This window comes from Micromonospora wenchangensis (assembly GCF_002210435.1).
Classification (GTDB): domain Bacteria; phylum Actinomycetota; class Actinomycetes; order Mycobacteriales; family Micromonosporaceae; genus Micromonospora; species Micromonospora wenchangensis.
Genome location: NZ_MZMV01000091.1, coordinates 1 through 21,538, shown reverse-complemented (window position 1 = coordinate 21,538; position 21,538 = coordinate 1). Strand labels below are relative to the sequence as shown.

19 protein-coding genes and 1 pseudogene are annotated in these 21,538 nt (G+C 74.4%); 12 read left to right on the top strand and 8 right to left on the bottom strand.

Annotation, left to right across the window (positions count from 1 at the left end; translation table 11 throughout):
- The 4 genes and pseudogenes from B5D80_RS30675 to B5D80_RS30660 all read left to right on the top strand — a co-directional run.
- Nucleotides 1-825: pseudogene (locus B5D80_RS30675) on the top strand (ATPase); the annotation flags it as partial.
- Nucleotides 822-1,229, top strand: coding sequence for a roadblock/LC7 domain-containing protein (locus B5D80_RS30670; protein WP_030329975.1), 408 nt, complete (start codon nt 822-824; stop codon nt 1,227-1,229). The pseudogene B5D80_RS30675 and the gene B5D80_RS30670, both read left to right, overlap by 4 nt.
- A 91-nt stretch (nt 1,230-1,320) precedes the next feature.
- Nucleotides 1,321-1,683, top strand: a complete 363-nt coding sequence (locus tag B5D80_RS30665) for a DUF742 domain-containing protein (RefSeq protein WP_088647420.1) — start codon at nt 1,321-1,323, stop codon at nt 1,681-1,683.
- Nucleotides 1,664-2,287, top strand: coding sequence for a GTP-binding protein (locus B5D80_RS30660; RefSeq protein ID WP_088647419.1), 624 nt, complete (start codon nt 1,664-1,666; stop codon nt 2,285-2,287). The genes B5D80_RS30665 and B5D80_RS30660 overlap by 20 nt, the downstream gene beginning before the upstream one ends.
- Nucleotides 2,288-2,336: 49 nt before the next feature.
- On the opposite strand, the gene B5D80_RS30655 is transcribed toward B5D80_RS30660, so the two are convergent.
- Genes B5D80_RS30655 through B5D80_RS30635 form a run of 5 tightly spaced genes read right to left on the bottom strand, consistent with a single transcriptional unit; the run spans nt 2,337 to nt 9,979 of the window.
- Nucleotides 2,337-3,425 carry a uroporphyrinogen-III synthase gene (locus tag B5D80_RS30655; protein ID WP_088647418.1) on the bottom strand — a complete coding sequence of 363 codons (1,089 nt, stop codon included), beginning with the start codon at nt 3,423-3,425 and terminating at the stop codon, nt 2,337-2,339.
- The gene (gene nirD, locus B5D80_RS30650) at nt 3,425-3,772 is read right to left on the bottom strand and encodes a nitrite reductase small subunit NirD (protein ID WP_088647417.1); all 348 of its coding nucleotides are present in this window, start codon (nt 3,770-3,772) and stop codon (nt 3,425-3,427) included. The genes B5D80_RS30655 and nirD overlap by 1 nt, the downstream gene beginning before the upstream one ends.
- Nucleotides 3,769-6,333 (bottom strand): nitrite reductase large subunit NirB, encoded by a 2,565-nt coding sequence (gene nirB, locus B5D80_RS30645; protein WP_088647416.1) that lies wholly within the window; start codon nt 6,331-6,333, stop codon nt 3,769-3,771. Before nirB ends, nirD begins: the two co-directional genes overlap by 4 nt.
- A gap of 29 nt (nt 6,334-6,362) precedes the next feature.
- A complete protein-coding gene (locus tag B5D80_RS30640; protein WP_088647415.1) occupies nt 6,363-7,802 on the bottom strand; it encodes an FAD-dependent oxidoreductase in 1,440 nt (479 codons plus the stop codon).
- Nucleotides 7,799-9,979 carry a molybdopterin oxidoreductase family protein gene (locus tag B5D80_RS30635; RefSeq protein WP_088647414.1) on the bottom strand — a complete coding sequence of 727 codons (2,181 nt, stop codon included), beginning with the start codon at nt 9,977-9,979 and terminating at the stop codon, nt 7,799-7,801. Before B5D80_RS30635 ends, B5D80_RS30640 begins: the two co-directional genes overlap by 4 nt.
- A gap of 150 nt (nt 9,980-10,129) precedes the next feature.
- On the opposite strand from B5D80_RS30635, the gene B5D80_RS30630 reads away from it, so the two are divergent.
- From B5D80_RS30630 to glmM, 7 genes are all read left to right on the top strand, one after another.
- A complete protein-coding gene (locus B5D80_RS30630; protein WP_088647413.1) occupies nt 10,130-10,828 on the top strand; it encodes a class I SAM-dependent methyltransferase in 699 nt (232 codons plus the stop codon).
- 89 nt (nt 10,829-10,917) lie between these two features.
- Nucleotides 10,918-11,175, top strand: coding sequence for a DUF6364 family protein (locus B5D80_RS30625; protein ID WP_088647412.1), 258 nt, complete (start codon nt 10,918-10,920; stop codon nt 11,173-11,175).
- Nucleotides 11,153-11,458 (top strand): type II toxin-antitoxin system PemK/MazF family toxin, encoded by a 306-nt coding sequence (locus tag B5D80_RS30620; RefSeq protein WP_204957730.1) that lies wholly within the window; start codon nt 11,153-11,155, stop codon nt 11,456-11,458. The genes B5D80_RS30625 and B5D80_RS30620 overlap by 23 nt, the downstream gene beginning before the upstream one ends.
- 121 nt (nt 11,459-11,579) lie before the next feature.
- On the top strand, nt 11,580-13,019 hold the full coding sequence (locus B5D80_RS30615; RefSeq protein WP_088647411.1) for a nitrate/nitrite transporter: 1,440 nt from the start codon (nt 11,580-11,582) through the stop codon (nt 13,017-13,019).
- 211 nt (nt 13,020-13,230) lie between these two features.
- Complete coding sequence (rplM, locus tag B5D80_RS30610) at nt 13,231-13,674, top strand: 50S ribosomal protein L13 (RefSeq protein ID WP_088647410.1); 444 nt, start codon at nt 13,231-13,233, stop codon at nt 13,672-13,674.
- A gap of 20 nt (nt 13,675-13,694) precedes the next feature.
- Nucleotides 13,695-14,159 carry a 30S ribosomal protein S9 gene (rpsI, locus tag B5D80_RS30605; RefSeq protein ID WP_088647409.1) on the top strand — a complete coding sequence of 155 codons (465 nt, stop codon included), beginning with the start codon at nt 13,695-13,697 and terminating at the stop codon, nt 14,157-14,159.
- Between the two features lie 116 nt (nt 14,160-14,275).
- Nucleotides 14,276-15,631, top strand: coding sequence for a phosphoglucosamine mutase (glmM, locus tag B5D80_RS30600; protein WP_088647408.1), 1,356 nt, complete (start codon nt 14,276-14,278; stop codon nt 15,629-15,631).
- Nucleotides 15,632-15,666: 35 nt separating this feature from the next.
- Here the strand turns inward: glmM and B5D80_RS30595 are convergent, their stop codons facing one another.
- Together B5D80_RS30595 and B5D80_RS30590 are read right to left on the bottom strand one after the other, a co-directional pair.
- Nucleotides 15,667-16,863 (bottom strand): pyridoxal phosphate-dependent aminotransferase, encoded by a 1,197-nt coding sequence (locus tag B5D80_RS30595; protein ID WP_088647407.1) that lies wholly within the window; start codon nt 16,861-16,863, stop codon nt 15,667-15,669.
- Nucleotides 16,864-16,993: 130 nt separating this feature from the next.
- Nucleotides 16,994-17,479 (bottom strand): MmpS family transport accessory protein, encoded by a 486-nt coding sequence (locus tag B5D80_RS30590; protein WP_144081811.1) that lies wholly within the window; start codon nt 17,477-17,479, stop codon nt 16,994-16,996.
- A gap of 951 nt (nt 17,480-18,430) precedes the next feature.
- Here B5D80_RS30590 and glmS point away from each other — a divergent pair.
- Nucleotides 18,431-20,344, top strand: a complete 1,914-nt coding sequence (gene glmS / locus B5D80_RS30585; RefSeq protein WP_088647405.1) for a glutamine--fructose-6-phosphate transaminase (isomerizing) — start codon at nt 18,431-18,433, stop codon at nt 20,342-20,344.
- 8 nt (nt 20,345-20,352) lie between these two features.
- Here glmS and B5D80_RS30580 read toward each other — a convergent pair.
- Nucleotides 20,353-21,538: alpha/beta hydrolase (locus tag B5D80_RS30580; protein WP_144081810.1), on the bottom strand; the 1,186-nt coding region annotated here is incomplete at its 5' end.

Here is a 21,538-nt window from a genome sequence, read left to right as displayed (position 1 = left end):
GCCGCCCCGTACGCGGGGGCACCGGCGGCGACCCCGTTCGCCCCGGCCGCCGCCGCGTCGTTCGCCCCGGCCGCCCCGCCGGCCGCGTACGCCGCCCCCGCCGCGCAGCCGTACACCGCGCCGGCCACCTCGTACGCCCCGCCGGCCCCGTCGACGCCGGTGGTGGCCCGCCCGGACCGGCCGGCCGACTCGCCGATCTTCCGGGAGATGGAGGCGGTGTGGTTCCGGTCCCACGGGGACGACGCCACCGCGATCTTCACCCGGCCCCGGTTCGACGAGGAACCACCGGCCGCCCCGGCCCGCCCGAACGGTGCGACCCCGCCGTCGCGCCCGCCGCTGCCCACCCGGGTGCCGACCGCACCGACCGCCGCCGGCACGCCGACCGTGACGCCCGCCGCCCCGGTCACCCCGGAAGCGCCGGCCGCCACCGGTCCCGTACCGCCCGCCGCCACCGGCCCGGTGCCGCCCGCCGCCACCGCGTCGCCGGCATACGGCACACCTCCGCCGGCCGCTCCCGAGGCACCGGCGACCCCGGCGGCCACCGACGCCGACGCGTGGCGGACGGCCGCCGACGAGGGCTGGACCAGGGCCAGCCAGGCGGCCGAACCGGCCAACGCCGGCACCACCCGGTCCGGCCTGCCCAAGCGGGTGCCCCAGGCGCAGCTCGTGCCCGGCGGGATCGAGCCGAAGAGCGGCCGGGACCGCAGCCGCCGTACCCCCGACGAAGTACGCGGCCTGCTCTCGGCCTACCACCGCGGTGTCCAGCGCGGTCGCACGGCGGGCGCGGACCTCAACAGCACCTCGACCAAGGAGACGAACCGATGAACAGGCCAGCTGCCATGCAGGACATGGGTTGGCTGCTCACCAATTTCGCCGACAGCGTGGCGGGTATCGCCCACGTGGTGGCGGTGTCCGCGGACGGGCTGCTGCTCGCCTCCTCGCGGGACCTGCCCGCCGACCGGGCCGACCAGCTCGCGGCGATCACCTCCGGCGTGGTGAGTCTGACCGAGGGTGCCGCCCGGATGTTCAGCGCTGGCGGGGTGCTGCAGACAGTGATCGAGATGGACAGCGGCTACCTGTTCCTGATGTCGATCAGCGACGGCTCGTCGATGGCGGTGCTCGCCGCCCGCAGCTGTGACGTGGGTCAGGTCGGCTACGAGATGGCGCTGCTGGTCGAGCGGGTGGGCGCGGCACTGGTGCCGCTGCCCCGGGACGCCGTGCGCTCGTAGCCACGGCGGTGGGTGGGCCGGACGCGACCGCGTCCGGCCCGAGTGACGAAGCATCCGGGCCCGGACCCGGGCGGGAGGAGGTGATCGAGGGATGGACCCCAGGCGGGACCCACGTGGAGCGCTGGTACGTCCGTACGCGGTCACCCGGGGCCGCACCGAACCGAGCCGGGACATCGCGCTGGAGGCGGTGCTCAGCTCCAATGCGACCCAGGTGGCCGAGTCCCGCTTCGCCGGACACGACAAGTACCGAATCGCCACCGTCTGCGAGGGACGGGCGCAGTCGCTGGCGGAGATCGCCGCGTACACCCGGATGCCGCTGGGCGTCGCCCGGGTGCTGATCGCCGACCTGGTCGCCGACGGTCTGCTCACGCTACACACTGCCGCTCCCGCCGAGGGGTTCGAGGAGCGAATGGAAATCCTTGGAAGGGTGCTAAGTGGACTTCGCAGGCTATGACCCCGCCGGGTCGCGCCAGAGCCGGGGAATCGTCTCCGCGAAGATCGTGGTCGCGGGTGGCTTCGGCGTGGGCAAGACGACCCTGGTCGGGGCGATCTCCGAGATCACGCCGCTGACCACCGAGGCGCTGATGACCGCCGCCGGTGTCGGCATCGACGACCCGTCGAAGGTGCCCGGCAAGGAGACCACCACGGTCGCCATGGACTTCGGCCGGATCACCATGGCGCAGGACCTGATCCTGTACCTGTTCGGCACGCCGGGCCAGACCCGGTTCTGGTTCATGTGGGACGAGATCATCCGGGGTGCGGTGGGTGCCGCCGTCCTGGTGGACACCCGCCGGATCACCGACGCCTTCGCCCCGCTGGACTACTTCGAGAACCGCAAACTGCCGTACGTGGTGGCGCTGAACCGGTTCGACGGCTCGGACCTGTACGAGCCGGAGGAGGTCCGGGAGGCGTTGGCCATCTCGGCGGACGTGCCGCTGGTGATGTGCGACGCCCGGGACCGCGAATCGGTCAAGCAGGTGCTGGTGACGGTGGTGGAGCACGCCATGATCCGGCTCCAGGCCGAGCACGGCCGGGGTTTCCCCACCCCGGTGGGCTGAACCCGGGCGGGCCCGCCCCGCCGCGTGACGGTGGGGCGGGCCGTCCGGGTCACTCCACCCGGAGCCGGTAGCCGCGCTTGACCACGGTCTGCACCACCCGGGGTGCGCGCAGCCCCACCCGCAGCCGGGCCACCGCCATCTCCACCGCGTGCTCGTCGGCCCCCCGGGGCAGCGTGCGCAGCAGTTCGGTCCGGGACAGCACCCGGCCGGGCCGGGTGGCCAGCGCCCGCAGCACGGCCATCGGTGCGGGGGCCAGCGGGCGCAGTTCCCCGTCGATGACGGCGGCGTGCCCGCGCAGGGTCAGCAGGTGCCCGGCCGCCTTCACGGTGACGGTACGGCGGGGTAGTTCGTCCACGATCGTGCGGACCAGCGCGCCGAGCCGGGCGCGGCTCGGCGCACTGACCGGCACCCCCCGCCGGACCAAGGGCTCGGCGGTCACCGCGCCGACGCAGCTGACCAGCACGTCCCCGCGCAACGCGGCCAGCACCGTCTCGGTCCGGTCACCGGCGGCCCGCAGCAGCGCCTCCGCCGCCGGGGCGGAGGTGAAGGTGACGGCGTCGACCAGCCGGCCGGCGACCAGGTCGATCAGCCGGTGCAGCGGGGCCGGGTCGGTCGGCGGTGCCCACCGGTAGACGGGCACCTCGATCACGGTGGCGCCGGCGGCCTCCAGCGCCTCGGTGCACTCCGGTTGCCGGTCGCCGTGCAGTTGCATGGCGATCACCTGCCCGGCCACCCCGCGCCGGCACAGGTGCTCCACCACCTCCTCGCAGCTCTCCGAGGCCGGCGACCACTGGTCGTGCAGGCCGGCGGCGCGGATCGCACCCCGTGCCTTGGGGCCCCGGGCCACCACGTAGGCCCGGGACAGCACGCTCTTCAACGGCTCGGCCAACCCCCAGCCCTCGGCCGCTTCCAGCCAGCCGCGCATGCCGATGCCGGTGTTGGCCATCAGCACGTCCGGTGGCCGGTCCAGGCAGGCCCGGGTGGCGTCCCGCAGGTCGGTGTCGTCGGCCAGCGGCACGATCCGCAGGGCCGGGGCGAGCACCACCCGGGCACCGCGCCGTTCCAGCAACGCGGCCAGTTCGTCGCGTCGCCGGTCGGCGGTCACCCCGATGGTGAAGCCGGCCAGTTCGTCCCGCATCACTCCTCCTGTCGCAGCCGCACCTCGACCAGGCCGTCCCGGCAGCGGACGTCGTACCGGGGCAGGGTCACCCCGGGCAGGTCCAGGCAGAGCCCGGTTCGCAGGTCGTACACCTGCTTGTGCAGGGGGGAGGCGACGGTGGGCACCCCGCCCCGGCTGCCGACGATGCCCCGCGACATCACGTACGCGCCGCTGAGCGGGTCGAGGTTGTCCACCGCGAACAGTTCGTCGTCGATCCGGAAGATCGCCACCTGGACGCCGTCGACGAGGGCGGCGACGCCCCGTTCGGCCTCCAGCCGGTCCAGCGGGCAGACCGGGGTCCAGTCGACGGTGACGGTGCCGCTCATCGCCGCACCTCCGGCAGGCCCAGGGCGACCGGCTGGCGACGTCGGGCGGGTGCCCCGTCGGGTGGTGCGTTCCCGCCGGGCGGGGCGGTGCCGGCCCGGGTGTCGCGGGTCGGCACCGGCTGGCCGCGTTCCACCGCGAAGGTGATCGACGGGTCCGGCACGTCGGGGGCGTTGACGAACGAGGTGAACCGGCGCAGCCGGTCGGGGTCGTCGAGCACGTCCCGCCACTCGTCGGAGTAGGAGGTGACGTGCCGGGCCATCGCCGCGTCGAGTTCGGCGCAGAGCCCGAGCGAGTCGTCGACGATCACCGAGCGCAGGTGTTCCAGCCCGCCGTCCATCGCCTCGATCCAGGCGGAGGTGCGTTGCAGCCGGTCGGCGGTGCGGACGTAGAACATCAGGAACCTGTCGATCAGCGTGATCAGTTCCTCGGTGGTCAGGTCGGTGGCGAACAGGTCGGCGTGCCGGGGCCGGAAGCCGCCGTTGCCGCCGAGGTAGAGGTTCCAGCCGGTGTCGGTGGCGATGATGCCGAAGTCCTTGCTGCGCGCCTCGGCGCACTCCCGGGCACAGCCGGAGACGGCGGACTTGAGCTTGTGCGGGGCGCGCAGCCCCCGGTAGCGCAGTTCCAGCGCGACGGCCAGGCCGACCGAGTCCTGCACCCCGTACCGGCACCAGGTCTCGCCGACGCAGGACTTCACGGTGCGCAGCGCCTTGCCGTACGCGTGGCCGGATTCGAAGCCGGCGTCGACCAGCCGCCGCCAGATCTGCGGGAGCTGCTCGACCCGCGCGCCGAACAGGTCGATCCGCTGCCCGCCGGTGATCTTGGTGTAGAGCTGGAAGTCGCGGGCCACCTCACCGATCACGATCAGCTTGTCCGGGGTGATCTCGCCGCCCGGGATCCGGGGCACCACCGAGTAGCTGCCGTCGCGTTGCAGGTTGGCCAGGAAGTGGTCGTTGGTGTCCTGCAGGGACGCCTGCTCGCCGTCGAGCACGTGCCCGGTGCCCAGCGAGGCGAGGATCGAGGCCACCACCGGCTTGCAGACGTCGCACCCCCGGCCCCGGCCGTGCTCGGCGACGAGCTGCGAGAACGTCCGGATGCCGCGCACCCGGACGATGTCGAACAACTCCTGCCGGCTGGCGTCGAAGTGCTCGCAGAGGGCGGTGGACTGCTGCACCCCGGCCGCGTCGAGCAACTGCTTGAGCATCGGCACGCAGGAGCCGCAGCTCGTCCCGGCCCGGGTGCACGCCTTCAACGCCGGCACGTCGCACGCCCCACCGGCGATCGCCGCGTCGATGTCGTCCCGGGTCACCGCGTTGCACGAGCAGACCTGCGCCGCGCCGGGCAGCGCGGTCACCCCGCCGCCGCCCTCGCCTGCCGGGGCGAGCAGCGCCAGCGGGGGAGCGGGCAGCGGCCCGCCGACGCTGGCCCGCAGCGTCGGGTAGGCGGTCGCGTCCCCGACCAGCACCCCGCCGAGCAGCGTCCGCGCGTCGTCGGAGAGGACCAGCTTCGCGTACGAGCGGGTGGCCGGGTCGGTGAACGTGACGTCCAGGCAGCCGGGGGTGGTGCCGTGGGCGTCACCGAACGAGGCCACGTCGACGCCGAGCAGCTTGAGTTTCGTGGCGCTGTCCGCGCCGGGGAAGGTGGCCGCGCCGCCGAGCAGCCGGTCGGCCACCACCTCGGCCATCGCGTACCCGGGGGCGACCAGGCCGTGGCAGGTGCCGTCGACGGCGGCGCACTCGCCGACCGCCCAGATCCGCTCGTCGTCGCTGCGGCAGGCCGCGTCGACAAGCACCCCGCCGCGTGGGCCGAGCGCCAGCCCGGCGGCACGGGCCAGCTCGTCGCGGGGTCGGATGCCGGCGGCCACCACGACCAGGTCGGCGTCGACCGTGCCGCCGTCGGAGAGGTCCAGCGCGGCGACCGTGCCGGTCGGGCCGGGTCGCAGCGCGGTGGTGCCCACCCCGAGGTGGGTGGTGACGCCCAGTTCCTCGACGTAGCGGCGCAGCATCGCCCCGCCCGCCTCGTCGACCTGCACCGGCATCAGCCGGGGCGCGAACTCGACCACGTGGGTGCGCAGCCCCAGCAGGCGCAGCGCGTTGGCGGCCTCCAGCCCGAGCAGGCCACCGCCGATCACCGCCCCGGTCGACCGGCCCCGGGCGTGCTCCCGGATCGCCTCCAGGTCGTCCAGGGTGCGGTAGACGAAGACGCCGGGCAGGTCGGTGCCGGTCACCGGCGGGACGAACGGGTACGACCCGGTGGCCAGCACCAGAGCGTCGTACGGGTGCTCCCCGGTGGGGGTGGTCACCACCCGCCGGTGGCGGTCGATTCCGGTGACCGGCTCGCCGAGGCGCAGCTCCACCCCGTCGTCGGGGGTGTGCAGGTTCAGTTCCTCGGCGGTGACCCCGTCGAAGAACGCGGACAGCCGGACCCGGTCGTACGCCGGGCGGGATTCCTCGGCGAGCACCGTCACCTGCCAGCGCCGGTCGTGGTCGCGGGCGCGCAGCGCCTCGACGAACCGCTGCCCGACCATGCCGTTGCCGACGACGACCAAACGTCCACCGGTCATCGGGTCACCTCCTCGTGGTGTCATCACGGTCATCGGGGCGTCCCCACCGAGTCCGCCTCGGACAGCCAGTCGGCGATGCCGCCGACGGCCTGCCGGCAGCCACCGCAGCCGGTTCCGGCCCGGGTCGCGGCGACCATCTCGTCGACCGTCCGGGCGCCTTCCCGCCAGCAGCGGACCAGGGTGCCCTTGTCGACGTCGTTGCACTGGCAGACGGTCGCCGCGTCCGGCATCAGCGCCGGGGACGCGGCGGGCGCCGCCGGGGCGTTGCCGAGCGACCGGCCGAGCAGCAGCGCCCGCCGGTCGCCGGGGACCGGGGCACCCCGGTCGAAGAGCTGCACCACCGTGCCGACCGAGGGGTTGTCGCCGAGCAGGATCGCCCCGGTGAGCCGGTCCTGGTGGATGCGCAGCCGGGCGTACGTCCCCCGGGCCGGGTCGCTGAACGTCAGCTCCTCGCCGGGGCCGCCGGTGGGGTCGCCCATCGCGGCCAGGTCGATCCCGGCGGCCTTGAGCCGGGTCACCACCGGCCGGGGCCGGTAGCGGGCAGTAGGGTCCTCGCCGGTGAGCAGCCGGGCCACCACCCGGGCCTGCGCCCAGGCGGGCGCGACCAGCCCGGCCGGGCCCTGGCCGGGTGGGCGGGCGCAGTCGCCGATGGCCGAGATGGCCTCGTCGTCGGTGCGCAGCCGGTCGTCGACCAGCACCCCCCGGTCGACGGCCAGCCCGGCGGCGGCGGCCAGGTCGGTGTCGGGACGGACCCCGCAGGAGAGCACCAGCAGGTCGGCGTGCAGGGCGGTGCCGTCGGCCAGGTCGAGCCGGACCCCGTCGGGGTCGGCGGCCAGCCCGGTCGCCGGGACGCCCAGCCGGCTGGCGACGCCGAGCCCGGCCAGCGTGCCGGCGAGCACCGCGCCGGCGGCCGGGTCGAGCTGCCGTTCCATCAGGTACGGGTGGGGGTGGACCACGGTCACCGCGAGCCCCCGGGCGGCCAGCCCGCGCGCCGCCTCCAGGCCGAGCAGCCCCCCGCCGAGCACCAGCGCGGTGCGCGCCGACCGGGCGGTGGCGAGGATGCGGCGGCAGTCGGCCAGGGTGCGGAAGACGGCCACCCGGGGCGGCAGGGCGGCCGGGTCGAGGCCGGCCAGCGGGGGCACCACCGCCCGGCTGCCGGTGGCGAGGACCAGGTGGTCGTAGTCGACGAGGTCGCCGTCGGGGGTGCGCACCGTGCGGGCAGCCCGGTCGATCGCGGTGACCGGCGCACCGGTCCGCACGTCGGTGCCCTGCCCGGCGACCTCGGCCAGCTCCACGTCGGGCTCGTCGATCTTGCCGGCGAGCAGCGTGGACAGCATGATCCGGTTGTACGCCCGGTGCGGTTCCGCCCCGAGCACGGTGACCTTGCGGTCCCCGTTGCGGGCGTGCAGTTCGGTGGCGAGCCGGGCGCCGGCCATGCCGTACCCGACGATCACGATGTGGCCGGTCATGCCCGTTCCACCCGGACCGCGCAGATCTTGAACTCGGGCATCCCGGAGACCGGGTCGAGGGCGTCGTTGGTGACCGAGTTGGCGCGGGCCGCCCCGGGCCAGTGGAACGGGGCGAAGACGGTGTCCGGCCGGATGGTCGGGCTGAGCCGGGCCGGCGCCCGCAGCTCACCCCGGCGGGAGGCGACCCGTACCTCGTCGCCGTCGCCGACGCCGAGCCGGGCGGCCAGGTCGGGGTGCAGCTCGACGAAGCCGTGCGGGGCGGCCCGGCGCAGCGCGTCGACCCGTCGGGTCTGCGTGCCGGACTGGTACTGGGCGAGCACCCGCCCGGTGGTGAAGTGCAGCGGATAGTCGGCGCAGACCGGCTCGGCAGCCGGCCGGTGCCGGACGGCGTGGAACCGGGCCCGGCCGGTCGGGGTGGGGAAGGTGTCGGCGAACAGCCGGGGGGAGTCCGGTCCGTCCGGGTCGGGACACGGCCAGAAGACCCCGTCGGCCGATTCGATCCGCTCCCAGGTCACCCCGGCGTAGTCGGCGACGCCACCGGCGGAGGCCCGGCGCAGCTCGGCGAAGACGACCCTCGGGTCGGTGGGGAAGCGGTCCGGGGTGTCCCCCGGGACGGGACCGCCCGCCGGCACCGCCGGGCCGGCACCGGGGCCGACCGGCACCGGGTCGGGGGCGTCGAGGCGGGCCGCGAGGTCGGCGAGGACGTCCAGGTCGGTGCGGACGCCGGCGGGCGGTCGGCGCAGCGCGCGGCGGCGCAGCACCCGACCCTCCAGATTGGTCATCGTGCCGTCCTCCTCGGCCCACTGGGCCACCGGGAGCACCACGTCGGCCAGTTCGGCCGTCTCGGAGCGCAGGAAATCGGCCACCACCAGCAGGTCCAGCCCGCGCAGCCGGGACTCGACCCGGGCGGCCCGGGGCGCGGAGACCACCGGGTTGGAGCCGAAGACCAGCAGTGCGCGGGGGCCGTCGGGGGTGCCGAGCGAGTCGAGCAACTGGTAGGCGGGCACCCCGGGGCCGGGCAGCTCGGCCGGGTCGACGCCCCAGACCCCGGCGACGTGCGCGCGGGCGGCCGGATCGTCGATCTTCCGGTAGCCGGGGAGCTGGTCGGCCTTCTGGCCGTGCTCGCGTCCACCCTGGCCGTTGCCCTGACCGGTGAGGCAGCCGTACCCGGAGTGCGGGCGGCCGGGCAGGCCGAGGGCGAGGGCGAGGTTGACGTAGGCGCTGACCGTGTCGACGCCCTTGGCGTGCTGTTCGGCGCCCCGGGCGGTGAGGATGATCGCCGAACCGGCGGTGCCGAGCGCACGGGCGGTCGCCTCCAGGTCGGCCACCGGTACGCCGGAGAGCCGTTCCACCTCGGCCGGCCAGTACTCGGCGACGGTACGGCGTACCGCGTCGAAGCCCTCGGTGCGGGCGGCGACGTACTCCCGGTCGATCAGCCCCTCGGTGAGCGCGACGTGCAGCAGCGCGTTGGCGACCGCGAGGTCGGTGCCGGGCAGGGGTTGCAGGTGCAGGTCGGCCTGCCGGGCGGTGGCGGTGAGCCGGGGGTCGACCACGATCAGCCGGCCGCCCCGGGCCCGCTGCTCGGTCAGGTGGCGCATCAGCGGCGGCATGGTCTCGGCCGGGTTCGCCCCGACCAGCAGCAGGGTGTCGGTGCGGCCCAGGTCGGTCAGCGGGAACGGCAGCCCCCGGTCGACGCCGAAGGCGCGCAGCCCGGCGGCCGCGGCGGAGGACATGCACCACCGGCCGTTGTAGTCGATGTGCCGGGTCCGCAGCGCCACCCGGGCGAACTTGCCGAGGGCGTACGCCTTCTCGTTGGTGAGCCCGCCGCCGCCGAAGACGGCGACCGCGTCCCGCCCGTGGGCCCGCTGGACGGTGCGCAGCCCGTCGACGATCCGGTCCAGCGCGGCCGCCCAGCTGGCCGGGCGCAGGGTGCCGGACGGGTCGCGGACCAGCGGGGTGGTCAACCGGTCGGGGTGGTCGAGCAGGTCGGCGGCGGTCCAGCCCTTCTGGCACAGCCCGCCCCGGTTGGTGGGGAACTGTCGGGGTTGGACCTCGATCCGGCCGTCGTCGGTGTCCCGCAGGACCATGCCGCACTGGAGCGCGCAGTACGGGCAGTGCGTTTCCGCCTCCCGGGGCGGCCGCCCCGTTCGTGTCGCGGCGCGTGCACCGTCTGTCATGTCCGCAAAGCGTGCCGCCGGCCGGTTTCCGACTGGGGTCCCTTCTGTTTCGGTCCTGTCAAGAGCGGTTCACACCGCACGGGGGCACCGGACCGGACCGTGGGGTCTATAATTTGAGACAAGTTTCCTAGCATGTGAGAGAGGTGGATCGTGGACGTGACGGCGGCCTTCGATGCGGTGGCGGGCTCCTACGATCAGGCCCGCCGCCGGCTCGTCCCCTGCTTCGACGACTTCTACGGCACCGCCGTCGAGGTGGCCGCCCCACCGCTGCGGGCCGCGCTCGCCGCCGGCCGTACCCCCGAGGTGCTCGACCTGGGCGCCGGCACCGGGCTGCTCTCGCTGCTGCTCACCGCGGCGCTGCCCGGGGTGCGGGTGACGCTGGTCGACGGGGCCGCGCGGATGCTCGCGGTGGCCGCCGACGGCCTGACCGCCCGGGGGGTGGCGCACCGCACCGTCGTGGCCGACCTGGCCGACCCGCTGCCCGCCGGCCGGTACGACGCGGTGGTCTCCGCGCTGGCCGTGCACCACCTCGACGACGACGGCAAGCGTGCCCTCTACCGGCGGGCGGCCGGCGCGCTCGTCCCCGGCGGGGTGTTCGTCAACGCCGAGCAGGTGGCCGGCCCCGCCCCGGCCCTGGACCGCCGGTACGACGACGTCTGGCTGGCGCAGACCGCCGCCCGGGGCTCCGACGCCGACGAGATCGCCGCCGCCCGGGAGCGGATGCGGCACGACCGCCCGGCGTCGGTGGCCGACCAGTGCCGGTGGTTGGCCGACGCCGGCCTGGTCGACGTGGACTGCTTCTACAAGGCGTGGCGGTTCGCCGTCTTCGGCGGACACCGGCCGGCCTGACCCGGGGCGGTCCGGCCGGGCGTGCTCTGCCCGGCGGTGGCCGGAACGTGGGGATGACCCGAAGTCATACCGGGAGTAGGATCGGCGGCATGACTGCCAAGGTGACCCTCTCGTTCTCGGACGAGACGATCGAGGAGGCCCGCCGGTTCGCCAAGCGGGAGGGGCTGTCCCTCTCCGCCTGGATGGACCAGGCCGCCCGGGAGAAGGCCCTGCGGGAGGTCTTCACCGCGCACGCCGAGGCGGTCGGCCGGGCCGGGCTCGACCTGGAATCCGCCGCCCTCGCCGACGCCAGTGAGGTGGGGATGGTCGCCGACGTGCTCTTCGGTGGTCGCCCGCGTGCTGCGTAGGGGAGAGGTCTGGCGCATCGAGGGCGCCCGGGAACGGCTCGGCCTGGTGATCAGCTCCGACGTCTACAACTCCACCGACGTACCGATCGTGATCGTCGCCGAGGTGGTCGAGACCGCGCTGCTGCGCGACTCCCCGCTCGCCGTGCCGATGGGCGGCAACGTGGTCATGCCCGACCGGCTGTCCGCGCCGATGAAGAAGTGGTTCACCGAGTGCGTGGACGTCGCCGACACCGAGACCATGCAGCGGGTGACCCGCGCGCTGCGCATTCTCCAGGAACTCTGACCGCCTCACCGCAGGTCACCGGGCGACGTGCGATTCCCGTTTCCGGAACGACCCAACCGGGCCACCACCGGGAAACCGGCTCTGCCTAACATCCTCCTCACATCGATGAGGAGGAATCGTCGTGAGCTCGCTCGCCAGCAGCAGCAACTCCGCAGTCGACCCGCCGGCCGCCACCGACGCACCGCCGGAGACCGACCCGTCGCCCGCCGTCGACCCGCCCGCCCGGGGCGGCGGACGCCGGCACCGGCTCGACGACTGGCGTCCCGAGGACCCCACCTTCTGGCGGACGACCGGAGCGCCGATCGCCCGCCGTAACCTCTGGGTGTCGATCTTCGCCGAGCACGTCGGCTTCTCGGTGTGGAGCCTCTGGTCGGTCACCGTGCTCTTCCTCGGCCCGGCGTACGGCATCGACCCGGCGGGCAAGTTCCTGCTCACCGCCGTGCCGGCCGCGCTGGGCGCGGTGCTGCGGCTGCCGTACACCCTGGCCGTGGCCCGCTTCGGCGGTCGGAACTGGACCATCGTCAGCGCGCTGCTGCTGCTCGTGCCGGCGGTGCCGATGACGGTGCTGCTGGAGCCCGGGGTGTCCTACACCACGCTGATGGTGCTGGCCTGCCTGACCGGGGTCGGCGGGGGCAACTTCGCCTCGTCGATGGCGAACATCAACCTGTTCTTCCCCGACCGGCTCAAGGGCCGCGCGCTCGGGCTCAACGCCGGCGGCGGCAACCTCGGCGTACCGGCGGTGCAACTGGTCGGGCTGGCGGTGCTGGCCACCGCCGGGGCCGCGTACCCCCGGCTGGTGCCGGCGGTCTACCTGCCGCTGATCGTGCTGGCCGCGCTCGCCGCCGCCCGCTGGCTGGACAACATCCCGGACGCCCACAACGAGCCCGGCGCGCTGCGCGAGGCCGCCCGCGACCGGCACACCTGGGTGATGTCCCTGCTGTACGTGGGCACCTTCGGCTCGTTCATCGGCTTCGGCTTCGCCTTCGGTCAGGTGCTCCAGCTCCAGTTCGCCGAGCGCTTCCCCACCCCGGTCGACGCGGCCTGGCTGACCTTTCTCGGGCCGCTGATCGGTTCGCTGATCCGCCCGGTCGGCGGGCAGCTCGCCGACCGGCTCGGCGGGGCCCGGGTGACCTTCTGGAACTTCGTCGCGATGGCCGTCGGCGCCAGCCTGGTGCTCTACGCCGCCCGGGAGCTGTCGTTCCCGCTCTACCTGGCCGGGTTCCTGTCGCTGTTCGTCTTCTCCGGTATCGGCAACGGGTCCACGTACAAGATGATCCCGGCGATCTTCCGGGCCCGCGCGGCGGCCGAGGCGGAGCTGACCGGTGACCCGGTCGCCGCGCAGCGCCGGGCCCGGCGGCTCTCCGGGGCCCTGATCGGGATCGCCGGTGCGGTCGGCGCCTCGGGCGGGGTGCTGGTGAACGTGGCCTTCCGGCAGTCCTTCCTCTCCTCCGGCAACGCGGAGGCCGCCTATCTGGCCTTCATCGGGTGGTACGCGCTCTGCTTCCTGGTGACCTGGACGGTGTACCTGCGCCCCGGCCCGGGTAGGCTCACCGGAGTGTGACCCTGGTCATGCGAAGAAATCGCAGGCCACGCCGGTCGACCCCCCGTTTTGACCAGCCGACGGGGCGGCGGGTATCGTTGCCTGCTGTTGTACGACATCCAGAGGCGTGCCGCTCAGGTACGCTTGGTCGTTCGTGCGCGCTGGTCCGGCCGGGAAGCCTCTGGTCACCTCGGCGCGCGACCCCAGACCGACGACGAGACAAGGTAGACCTGTGCGTACGTACAGCCCGAAGCCGGGTGAGATCGAGCGTCAGTGGCACGTTATCGACGCCTCTGATGTCGTGCTGGGCCGCCTGGCCACCCACGCCGCCACGCTGCTGCGCGGCAAGCACAAGCCGACTTTCGCGCCGCACGTCGACACGGGCGACTTCGTCGTCATCGTGAACGCGGGCAAGGTGGCGCTGACCGGCAACAAGCGGCAGACCAAGGTCGCCTACCGGCACTCCGGTTACCCGGGTGGCCTCAAGCAGGTCGGCTACGAGGAGCTGCTGACCAAGCGGCCCGAGCGGGCGATCGAGCTGGCCGTGAAGGGCATGCTCCCGCACAACAAGCTGGGCCGTCAGCTGATCAAGAAGCTGAAGGTCTACGCCGGTGCCGAGCACCCGCACCTGGCGCAGCAGCCGGTGCCGTTCGAGATCAAGCAGATCGCGCAGTGAGCGAGGGCGAAGGAAACAGCATGACCGACATCACCGAGACCGAGGTCGCCCCCGAGGCCACCGAGGCCCCCGCGCCCGTCGCCCGCGCGCCGCGTGGTGACCGCCCGATCCAGACCGTCGGCCGCCGCAAGGAGGCCATCGTCCGGGTCCGCATCGTCCCCGGCAGCGGCAAGATCACCTGCAACGGTCGCGACCTGGAGGCCTACTTCCCGAGCAAGGTGCACCAGCAGCTCATCAAGGACCCGCTGGTCACCGCCGAGAAGCCCGAGGCGTTCGACGTGATCGCCAACCTGCGGGGCGGCGGCACCACCGGCCAGGCCGGTGCGCTGCGGCTGGCCATCGCCCGCGCGCTGATCGTCAGCGAGCCGGACGACCGCCCGGCCCTGAAGAAGGCCGGCTTCCTCACCCGGGACGCCCGGGTCAAGGAGAGCAAGAAGTACGGTCTCAAGAAGGCCCGTAAGGCGCCTCAGTACTCGAAGCGCTGATCACCTACAGCGCGTTGTACTTCTGACGGACGGCCGGGTCCGCCTCCCTCACCGGGGAGGTGGCCCGGCCGTTCCGCTTTCTCCACTCATCGAAGTAGCACCGGAGGTTGGCGGGTATGGGTCGGTTGTTCGGCACGGACGGCGTACGCGGGCGGGCGAACGTCGACCTCACCCCGGAACTGGCGCTCGCGGTGGCCGTGGCCGCCGCCCACACACTGGCCGAGTCGGACCGCAGCCACCCGCCGCTGGCCGTCGTCGGACGGGACACCCGGGCCAGCGGCGAGATGCTGGAGGCCGCCGTGGTCGCCGGCCTCACCAGCGCCGGGGCCAGCGTCGTCCGGGTCGGCGTGCTGCCCACCCCCGCCGTGGCGTTCCTGACCGCCGAGGCCAAGGCCGACCTGGGAGTGATGCTCTCCGCCTCGCACAACCCCATGCCGGACAACGGGATCAAACTCTTCGCCGCCGGCGGGCACAAGCTGCCCGACGAGATCGAGCTGCGGATCGAGGCCGCCGTCGAGGCCAACGCCACCACCGCCTGGGACCGCCCCGCCGGTGCCGGCGTCGGCCGGGTGCACGACCTGCTCGACGGTGCCGACCACTACGTGCAGCACCTCGTCGGCACCGTGCCGCACCGCCTCGACGGGATCAAGGTGGTGGTCGACTGCGCCAACGGCGCCGCCGCCGAGGTCGCCCCGGTGGCCTACCGGGAGGCCGGTGCCGAGGTGATCGCGATCCACGCCGAGCCGGACGGTCTCAACATCAACGACGAGTGCGGTTCCAACCACCTCGACGGCCTGCGGGCCGCCGTGGTCGAGCACGGCGCGCACCTGGGCCTCGCCCACGACGGCGACGCCGACCGCTGCGTCGCGGTCGACGCCAGCGGTGAGGAGGTCGACGGCGACGAACTGATGGCGATCCTCGCGCTGGCCCTGCGCGACGCCGGCGAGCTGACCCGGGACACCCTGGTCGCCACCGTGATGAGCAACCTCGGCCTGCGGCTGGCCATGTCCGCGCAGGGCATCCGGCTGGTCGAGACCAAGGTCGGCGACCGGTACGTGCTGGAGGAGTTGCGCGCCTCCGGCCTCGCCCTCGGCGGCGAGCAGAGCGGACACCTCGTCATGCCCGCGCACGCCACCACCGGCGACGGGGTACTCACCGGCCTGCATTTGATGGCCCGGATGGCCGCCACCGGCCGGTCCCTGGCCGAGCTGGCCTCGGTGGTCACCAAGCTGCCGCAGGTGCTGATCAACGTGCCGGTCGGGGACCGCACCGTCGGTGCCACCGCGCCCGCCGTCGCGGCCGAGGTCGAACGGGCCGAAGCCGAGCTGGGGGAGACCGGCCGGGTGCTGCTGCGCCCGTCGGGCACCGAACCGTTGGTCCGGGTGATGGTCGAGGCCGGCACCGAGGAGGCCGCCCGGTCGGTGGCCGAACGGATCGCCGCCCAGGTCCGCACCGCCAGCCCCGCCGGCTGAGCGGCCTCGGGCCTCCCGCCCGCCGGCCCCGGTGGTCAGCGTGTGGCGGCCAGTCCGCGTAGCCGGGTGACGGCCTCGGTCAGCACCTCGGGGCGCTTGCAGAAGGCGAACCGGACCAGCCGGCGGCCGGCTTCGGCGTCGTCGTAGAAGACCTGGGTGGGCACCGCCACCACGCCGCAGCGTTCCGGCAGGGAACGGCAGAACTCCAACCCGTCCCGCCCGCCGAGGCCGGTGATGTCGGCGGTGACGAAGTACGTCCCCTCCGGGGTGAGCACCGCGAAACCGGCGTCGGTCAGGCCGCCGATCAGCAGGTCCCGCTGCCGTTGGAGGCTGTCGCGGAAACCGGTGTAGTAGTCGTCGGGCAGGGCCAGCGCCACGGCGACCGCCGGTTGCAGCGGCCCCGCGTTGACGTAGGTGAGGAACTGCTTGACCCGCAGCACCGCCGAGACCAGCGCGGCGGGCCCGCTGACCCAGCCCACCTTCCAGCCGGTGCAGGAGAAGGTCTTGCCGGCCGACGAGATGCGCAGGGTGCGTTCCCACATCCCCGGCAGGGTGGCCAGCGGCAGGTGCGCGGCGGCGGCGTCGGTGAAGACGAGGTGCTCGTACACCTCGTCGGTGACCGCGTACACGTCGTGTTCCCGGCAGAGGTCGGCGACGAGGGCCAGCTCCGGTGCGGTGAAGACCTTCCCGGTCGGATTGTGCGGCGAGTTCAGCAGCACCAGCCGGGTACGCGGCCCGAACGCGGCCCGCAGCTCGTCCGGATCGAAGGCGTACCGGCCGTCGTCGCCGGGGCGCAGCGTCACCGGCCGCCGTACCGCCCCGGCCAGGGCGATCGACGCCGCGTACGAGTCGTAGTACGGCTCGAAGCAGATCACCTCGTCGCCCGGTTCGCAGAGCGCGAGGATGCTGGCGGCGATCGCCTCGGTGGCCCCGGCGGTGACGACCACCTCGCCGTCCGGGTCGTACGTCAGGCCGTGGAAGCGGAGCTGGTGCTCGGCGACGGCCCGGCGCAGCACGGGCACCCCCGGACCGGGCGGGTACTGGTTGTGCCCGGAGCGCAGCGCCTCGGCGGCGGCGGCCAGCATCTCCGGCGGCCCGTCGGTGTCGGGGAAGCCCTGGCCCAGGTTGACCGCACCGGTCCGGACGGCGAGCGCGGACATCTCCGCGAAGACTGTCGTCCCGAACGGACGCATCCGGGCCACCAGCGGGTCGACATCGGTAGGCGTCGTCACGCCCGTCAGCCTACGGCCCGCGACCGCCCCTGCCACCAGGGCTCGTCACCGCTTTCCGCCACTGATCCGGCCGGCGGTGTCGAGCCGGCGTCTTCCACCGCTCCGGGCTGCCGCCGGTGGTCCGTCGTGGTCAGCGGATCGGGTTGGCGTGGCACTGCACCCGCCAGTCGTCCGGACCGGCCACGTCGGTGACCCGGGGTCGGCCGCCGACGGTGGTGGCGCACCGGAACCCGCCCGGGTTGCCGTCGGAGCGGGCGGCGCTGACCAGCACCCGGTTCGGATCGTCGGTACGCAGCTCCATCCGCCAGGGCAGCCGTACCTTCTCCTGCTGGATGAAGTAGCCGTCCCCGTCGTAGAACTGGAGGTCCACCGGGCCGGTGCCGGTCACCTCGTAGGTCACCGGGTACCGGCCGGGGCCGTCGGCCGGCCGGGTGGCCGGTGCGGACGGCTGGAACGGCTGCGGCGGGCTCCAGCTCGGCTCGGGTTCGTCGTCGTAGTACCCGCGACCGTAGGGGTCCTCGGTCGCCGTGTCCGGCCCGGTCCCGCCCAGCAGGGCCCCGCCGCCGCAGAAGCAGGCGCAGCCGACGAGGGCGAGCACCACGACCACCGCGACCACGATGCCCACCACCGCGCCGGCCCCGGTGGAGGTGCGCCCGCCGGGTGGCGGGTACCCGGGGTGGGCGAACGGCGGTGGATAACCCGGCGGCGGCCAGCCGTGACCGGGCGGTCCGCCGGGCCAGCCGGTGGGTGGCCCGCCGGGGACTGCGGGTGGGCCGGCGGGCCAGGCGGCGCCGGGGGTCGGGTCGGGCCGGTCGCTACCGGGCCAGCCGGGGCCGGGTGGTGCTCCGGGTACGCCGGGCCAGCCTCCCGGGACCGCGCCGGCCCAACCGGCGGGCGGGGGACCGCCGGGGCTCCCGGTGGACCAGTCGCCCGGAGTGACGGGCGTGCCGGACGGATCGGCGGGCGCGGCCGACGGATCAGCCGGTGTGCCGGGAAGAGTCGACCCGGTCGGGCCGGGGAAGGCCGGACCGTGCGGGTAGGGAGACGTCGGGCCGGCCGGGCCGGGGTAGGGGGCGGCGGTCGGGTCGGGTGCCGATCCGTGGGCCCAGGGGGCTGGGGCCGCCCAGGGCTGCGGGACCGCGAACGGGTCCGGCGGGGCCCAGGCGGACGGGCCCGGGGCGCCGGTGGGCGCGGGGGCCGGGTCGCCGGATGCCTGAGGTGTCGGGTCGCCGACCGCCGGAGCGGGATCGCCGGCGGCCGGGGTGGAGTCGGCGGACGCCGGAGCGGGATCGCCGGACGGGGGCGCGGGATCGCTGGGGGGTGGTGTGTCGGACATGGCTGCTCCGGGGACGGAAGGGAGGAAGGGGGCGTGCGGGCCGTCCCAGGGACGTTCCAGGGGTCGCCGAGAGACTGTCGTACCTGACGGGCCACCCGCAACCCCGTACGTCCGGACGGGTGCGCCGGTCGTCCGGTTGCCGCCCGTCACCGCCCGATCGCTCAAATTCGGTGATCGTTTGCCCGGCTTCCGCGCACACGGGGTGAGCGAAACTGGGTTAGGCTGCGAACCATGTGTGGAATCGTGGGTTACGCCGGCGCGCGCCCGGCGCTCGGCATCGTGCTCGACGGACTGCGGCGACTGGAATACCGGGGATACGACTCGGCCGGGGTCGCGATCGTCTGCGACGACGAGCTGCTCACCGAGAAGAAGGCCGGCAAGCTGGCCAACCTGGAGAAGGTCCTCTCCGAGCGGGCCGCCACCAACCCCGACGACTGCGCCGCCAGCCCGGTCGGCATCGGCGACGGGACCACCGGCATCGGCCACACCCGGTGGGCCACCCACGGCGGCCCGACCGACCGCAACGCCCACCCGCACCTGGCCCCCGACGGCCGGGTCGCCGTGATCCACAACGGCATCATCGAGAACTTCGCCAAGCTCCGCGCCGAGCTGGAGGACGACGGCGTCCAGTTCGCCAGCGACACCGACACCGAGTGCGCCGCCCACCTGCTCTCCCACGCGCTCGCCGAGCTGCGGGCGGCCGGTGGCACCGACGGCCCGCAACTGCTCGCCGCCGCGATGCGGGTGGTGTGCCGCCGGTTGGAGGGCGCGTTCACCCTGCTCGCCGTCGATGCGGCCATCCCGGGTGCGGTGGTCGGCGCCCGGCGCAACTCGCCGCTGGTGGTCGGCCGGGGCGAGGGGGAGAACTACCTGGCCAGTGACGTGGCGGCGTTCATCGAGCACACCCGCGAGGCGGTCGAGCTGGGGCAGGACCAGATCGTCCTGATCACCGCCGACAGCATCGAGATCACCGACTTCGACGGCCAGCCTGCCACCGGCAAGGACTTCCACATCGACTGGGACTCCTCGGCCGCCGAGAAGGGTGGCTACGACTGGTTCATGCTCAAGGAGATCGAGGAGCAGCCGCAGGCCATCGCGGACACCCTGCTCGGCCGGCTCACCGAGACCGGGGAGATCGCCCTCGACGAGGTCCGTCTCAGCGACCAGGACCTGCGCGACGTCGACAAGATCTTCATCGTGGCGTGCGGCACCGCGTACCACTCGGGCATGGTCGCCAAGTACGCCATCGAGCACTGGACCCGCATCCCGTGCGAGGTGGAACTGGCCAGCGAGTTCCGCTACCGCGACCCGGTGCTCGACCGGTCCACCCTGATCGTGGTGATCTCGCAGTCCGGCGAGACGATGGACACCCTGATGGCGTTGCGGCACGCCAAGGAGCAGAAGGCCCGGGTGCTGGCCATCTGCAACACCAACGGCTCCACCATTCCGCGCGAGTCCGACGCGGTGCTCTACACCCACGGCGGCCCGGAGATCGCCGTCGCCTCGACCAAGGCGTTCCTCACCCAGCTGGTCGCCTGCTACCTGATCGGCCTGCACCTGGCCCAGGTACGCGGGATCAAGTTCGCCGACGAGGTCGGCGCGGTGGTGGCCCAGCTCCAGGAGATGCCGGGCAAGCTGCGGGAGCTGCTGGGCCGGATCGAGCCGGTGCGGGAGCTGGCCCGGGAGCTGAAGTCGGAGCCGACGGTGCTGTTCATCGGCCGGCACGTCGGCTACCCGGTGGCCCTGGAGGGTGCCCTCAAGCTCAAGGAGCTGGCGTACATGCACGCCGAGGGGTTCGCCGCCGGTGAGCTGAAGCACGGGCCGATCGCCCTGATCGACAAGGGCACCCCGGTGATCTGCGTGGTGCCGTCGCCGGTCGGCCGGGGGATGCTGCACGACAAGGTCGTCTCCAACATCCAGGAGGTGCGGGCCCGGGGCGCCCGGACCATCGTGATCGCCGAGGAGGGCGACGAGGCGGTGGTCCGCTACGCCGACCACCTGATCTACGTGCCGCGTACGCCGACCCTGCTCGCTCCGCTGGTCACCACCGTGCCGTTGCAGGTGTTCGCGGCCGAGATCGCCGCCGCCCGGGGGCACGACGTGGACCAGCCGCGCAACCTGGCGAAGTCGGTCACCGTCGAGTAGGACGTCGTTCACCGGCCGAGCACGATCCGGGCCATCCCGTCCAGGGCGGGATTGTCGGGCTCCCAGTAGCCGGTGTGGCCGCCCCGGCTGCTGGGGAAGGTCCGGCCGCCGAAGCCCGGATCGCTCGGGTCGTGCCCGAACCACAGCCGGTGGTCGTCCGGGCGGAGCAGCAAGGCGACGCTGGCCAGCGGCGAGGTGGCCAGCACCGCCCGGCCGGCCAGGTCGCGGGGCGGCTCGACCAGCCGGATCACGTCGTCGCCGGCGGTGCTCGACCAGACCTGCCCCGGTGGCAGGCCGAGCGCCCCGGCCCGGTCCACCCCCACCCCCGGTGACCCGACGAAGGCCAGCGCGTCGGCGGCCAACCCGTGGTCGCGGGCGGCGCTGCCCACCACCAGCGAGCCGTAGCTGTGCCCCAGCACGGTCTGCCGGGCCGCCGGCCCGTCGTGGGTGGCGCGTAGCCCCTCCTGGAAGCGGTGCAGGCCGGGCCCGGCGTCCCGGGCCTGGGCCGGTGAGGACGCCTCGGGCAGGAAGTCGGGGGCGTCGTAGTCCAGCCAGAGCACCGCCGCCGTCTCCTCGCCGGGGGCGAGGGCGGTGCACCGGTCCTGTACCCGGGCGGCCCGGCCCAGCTCGCCGGGGACGTCGGCGAGGTCGCTGGTCATCCCCGGCACGTAGGTCAGCACCCGGCGGGCCCGGTCCGGGTTGCCCAGCGCGACGATCGCCCGGCCGTCGCCGCGCGGGTCGAGCCCGAGCAGGTACGGCCGGGGTCCCGTCGTCGCGGCGAGCCGCCCGGCGAGCCGGTCCAGGGTGGCCAGCGCCCGGTCGATCCGGCGCAGCCCGGTGCGCCCGGCCGACCGGCCGGCCGACGCCGCCCGGCGTTCGGCCAGCAGGGCCTCCCGGTGCCCGGCCAGGAGCAGCCGGTTCGCCTGGTCCCGGGCCGCCGCCGGCACCCCGTCGCGCCGGCCGGTCCGGGCCGGTTCGTGCAGCACCAGCCAGCGCCGCTGGGCCGGGGTGAGGCCGTCCCACCAGGCGCGGACCGCCGCCGGGGTGGCATCGTCGGCGGGCCGGCCCGGAGGCGGCCGCTCCACCCAGCCGGTGCGGGCCGCCCCGGTCAGCTCGGCCAGCCGGCCGGCGGCCTCCCGGTCGGCCGCGTCGGCCAGCGCCAGCGCCTCCCGCAGCGCCGCCGCCACCTGGGCC

What these genes read in the sequence shown, in the direction of transcription:
- rpsI (WP_088647409.1), top strand. Translation starts at nt 13,695, where the DNA reads ATGACCGACATCACCGAGACCGAGGTCGCCCCCGAGGCCACCGAGGCC.
- B5D80_RS30640 (WP_088647415.1), bottom strand. Translation starts at nt 7,802, where the DNA reads ATGACCGGCCACATCGTGATCGTCGGGTACGGCATGGCCGGCGCCCGG.
- glmS (WP_088647405.1), top strand. Translation starts at nt 18,431, where the DNA reads ATGTGTGGAATCGTGGGTTACGCCGGCGCGCGCCCGGCGCTCGGCATC.
- B5D80_RS30635 (WP_088647414.1), bottom strand. Translation starts at nt 9,979, where the DNA reads ATGACAGACGGTGCACGCGCCGCGACACGAACGGGGCGGCCGCCCCGG.
- glmM (WP_088647408.1), top strand. Translation starts at nt 14,276, where the DNA reads ATGGGTCGGTTGTTCGGCACGGACGGCGTACGCGGGCGGGCGAACGTC.
- B5D80_RS30655 (WP_088647418.1), bottom strand. Translation starts at nt 3,425, where the DNA reads ATGCGGGACGAACTGGCCGGCTTCACCATCGGGGTGACCGCCGACCGG.
- B5D80_RS30670 (WP_030329975.1), top strand. Translation starts at nt 822, where the DNA reads ATGAACAGGCCAGCTGCCATGCAGGACATGGGTTGGCTGCTCACCAAT.
- nirD (WP_088647417.1), bottom strand. Translation starts at nt 3,772, where the DNA reads ATGAGCGGCACCGTCACCGTCGACTGGACCCCGGTCTGCCCGCTGGAC.
- B5D80_RS30665 (WP_088647420.1), top strand. Translation starts at nt 1,321, where the DNA reads ATGGACCCCAGGCGGGACCCACGTGGAGCGCTGGTACGTCCGTACGCG.
- B5D80_RS30625 (WP_088647412.1), top strand. Translation starts at nt 10,918, where the DNA reads ATGACTGCCAAGGTGACCCTCTCGTTCTCGGACGAGACGATCGAGGAG.
- nirB (WP_088647416.1), bottom strand. Translation starts at nt 6,333, where the DNA reads ATGACCGGTGGACGTTTGGTCGTCGTCGGCAACGGCATGGTCGGGCAG.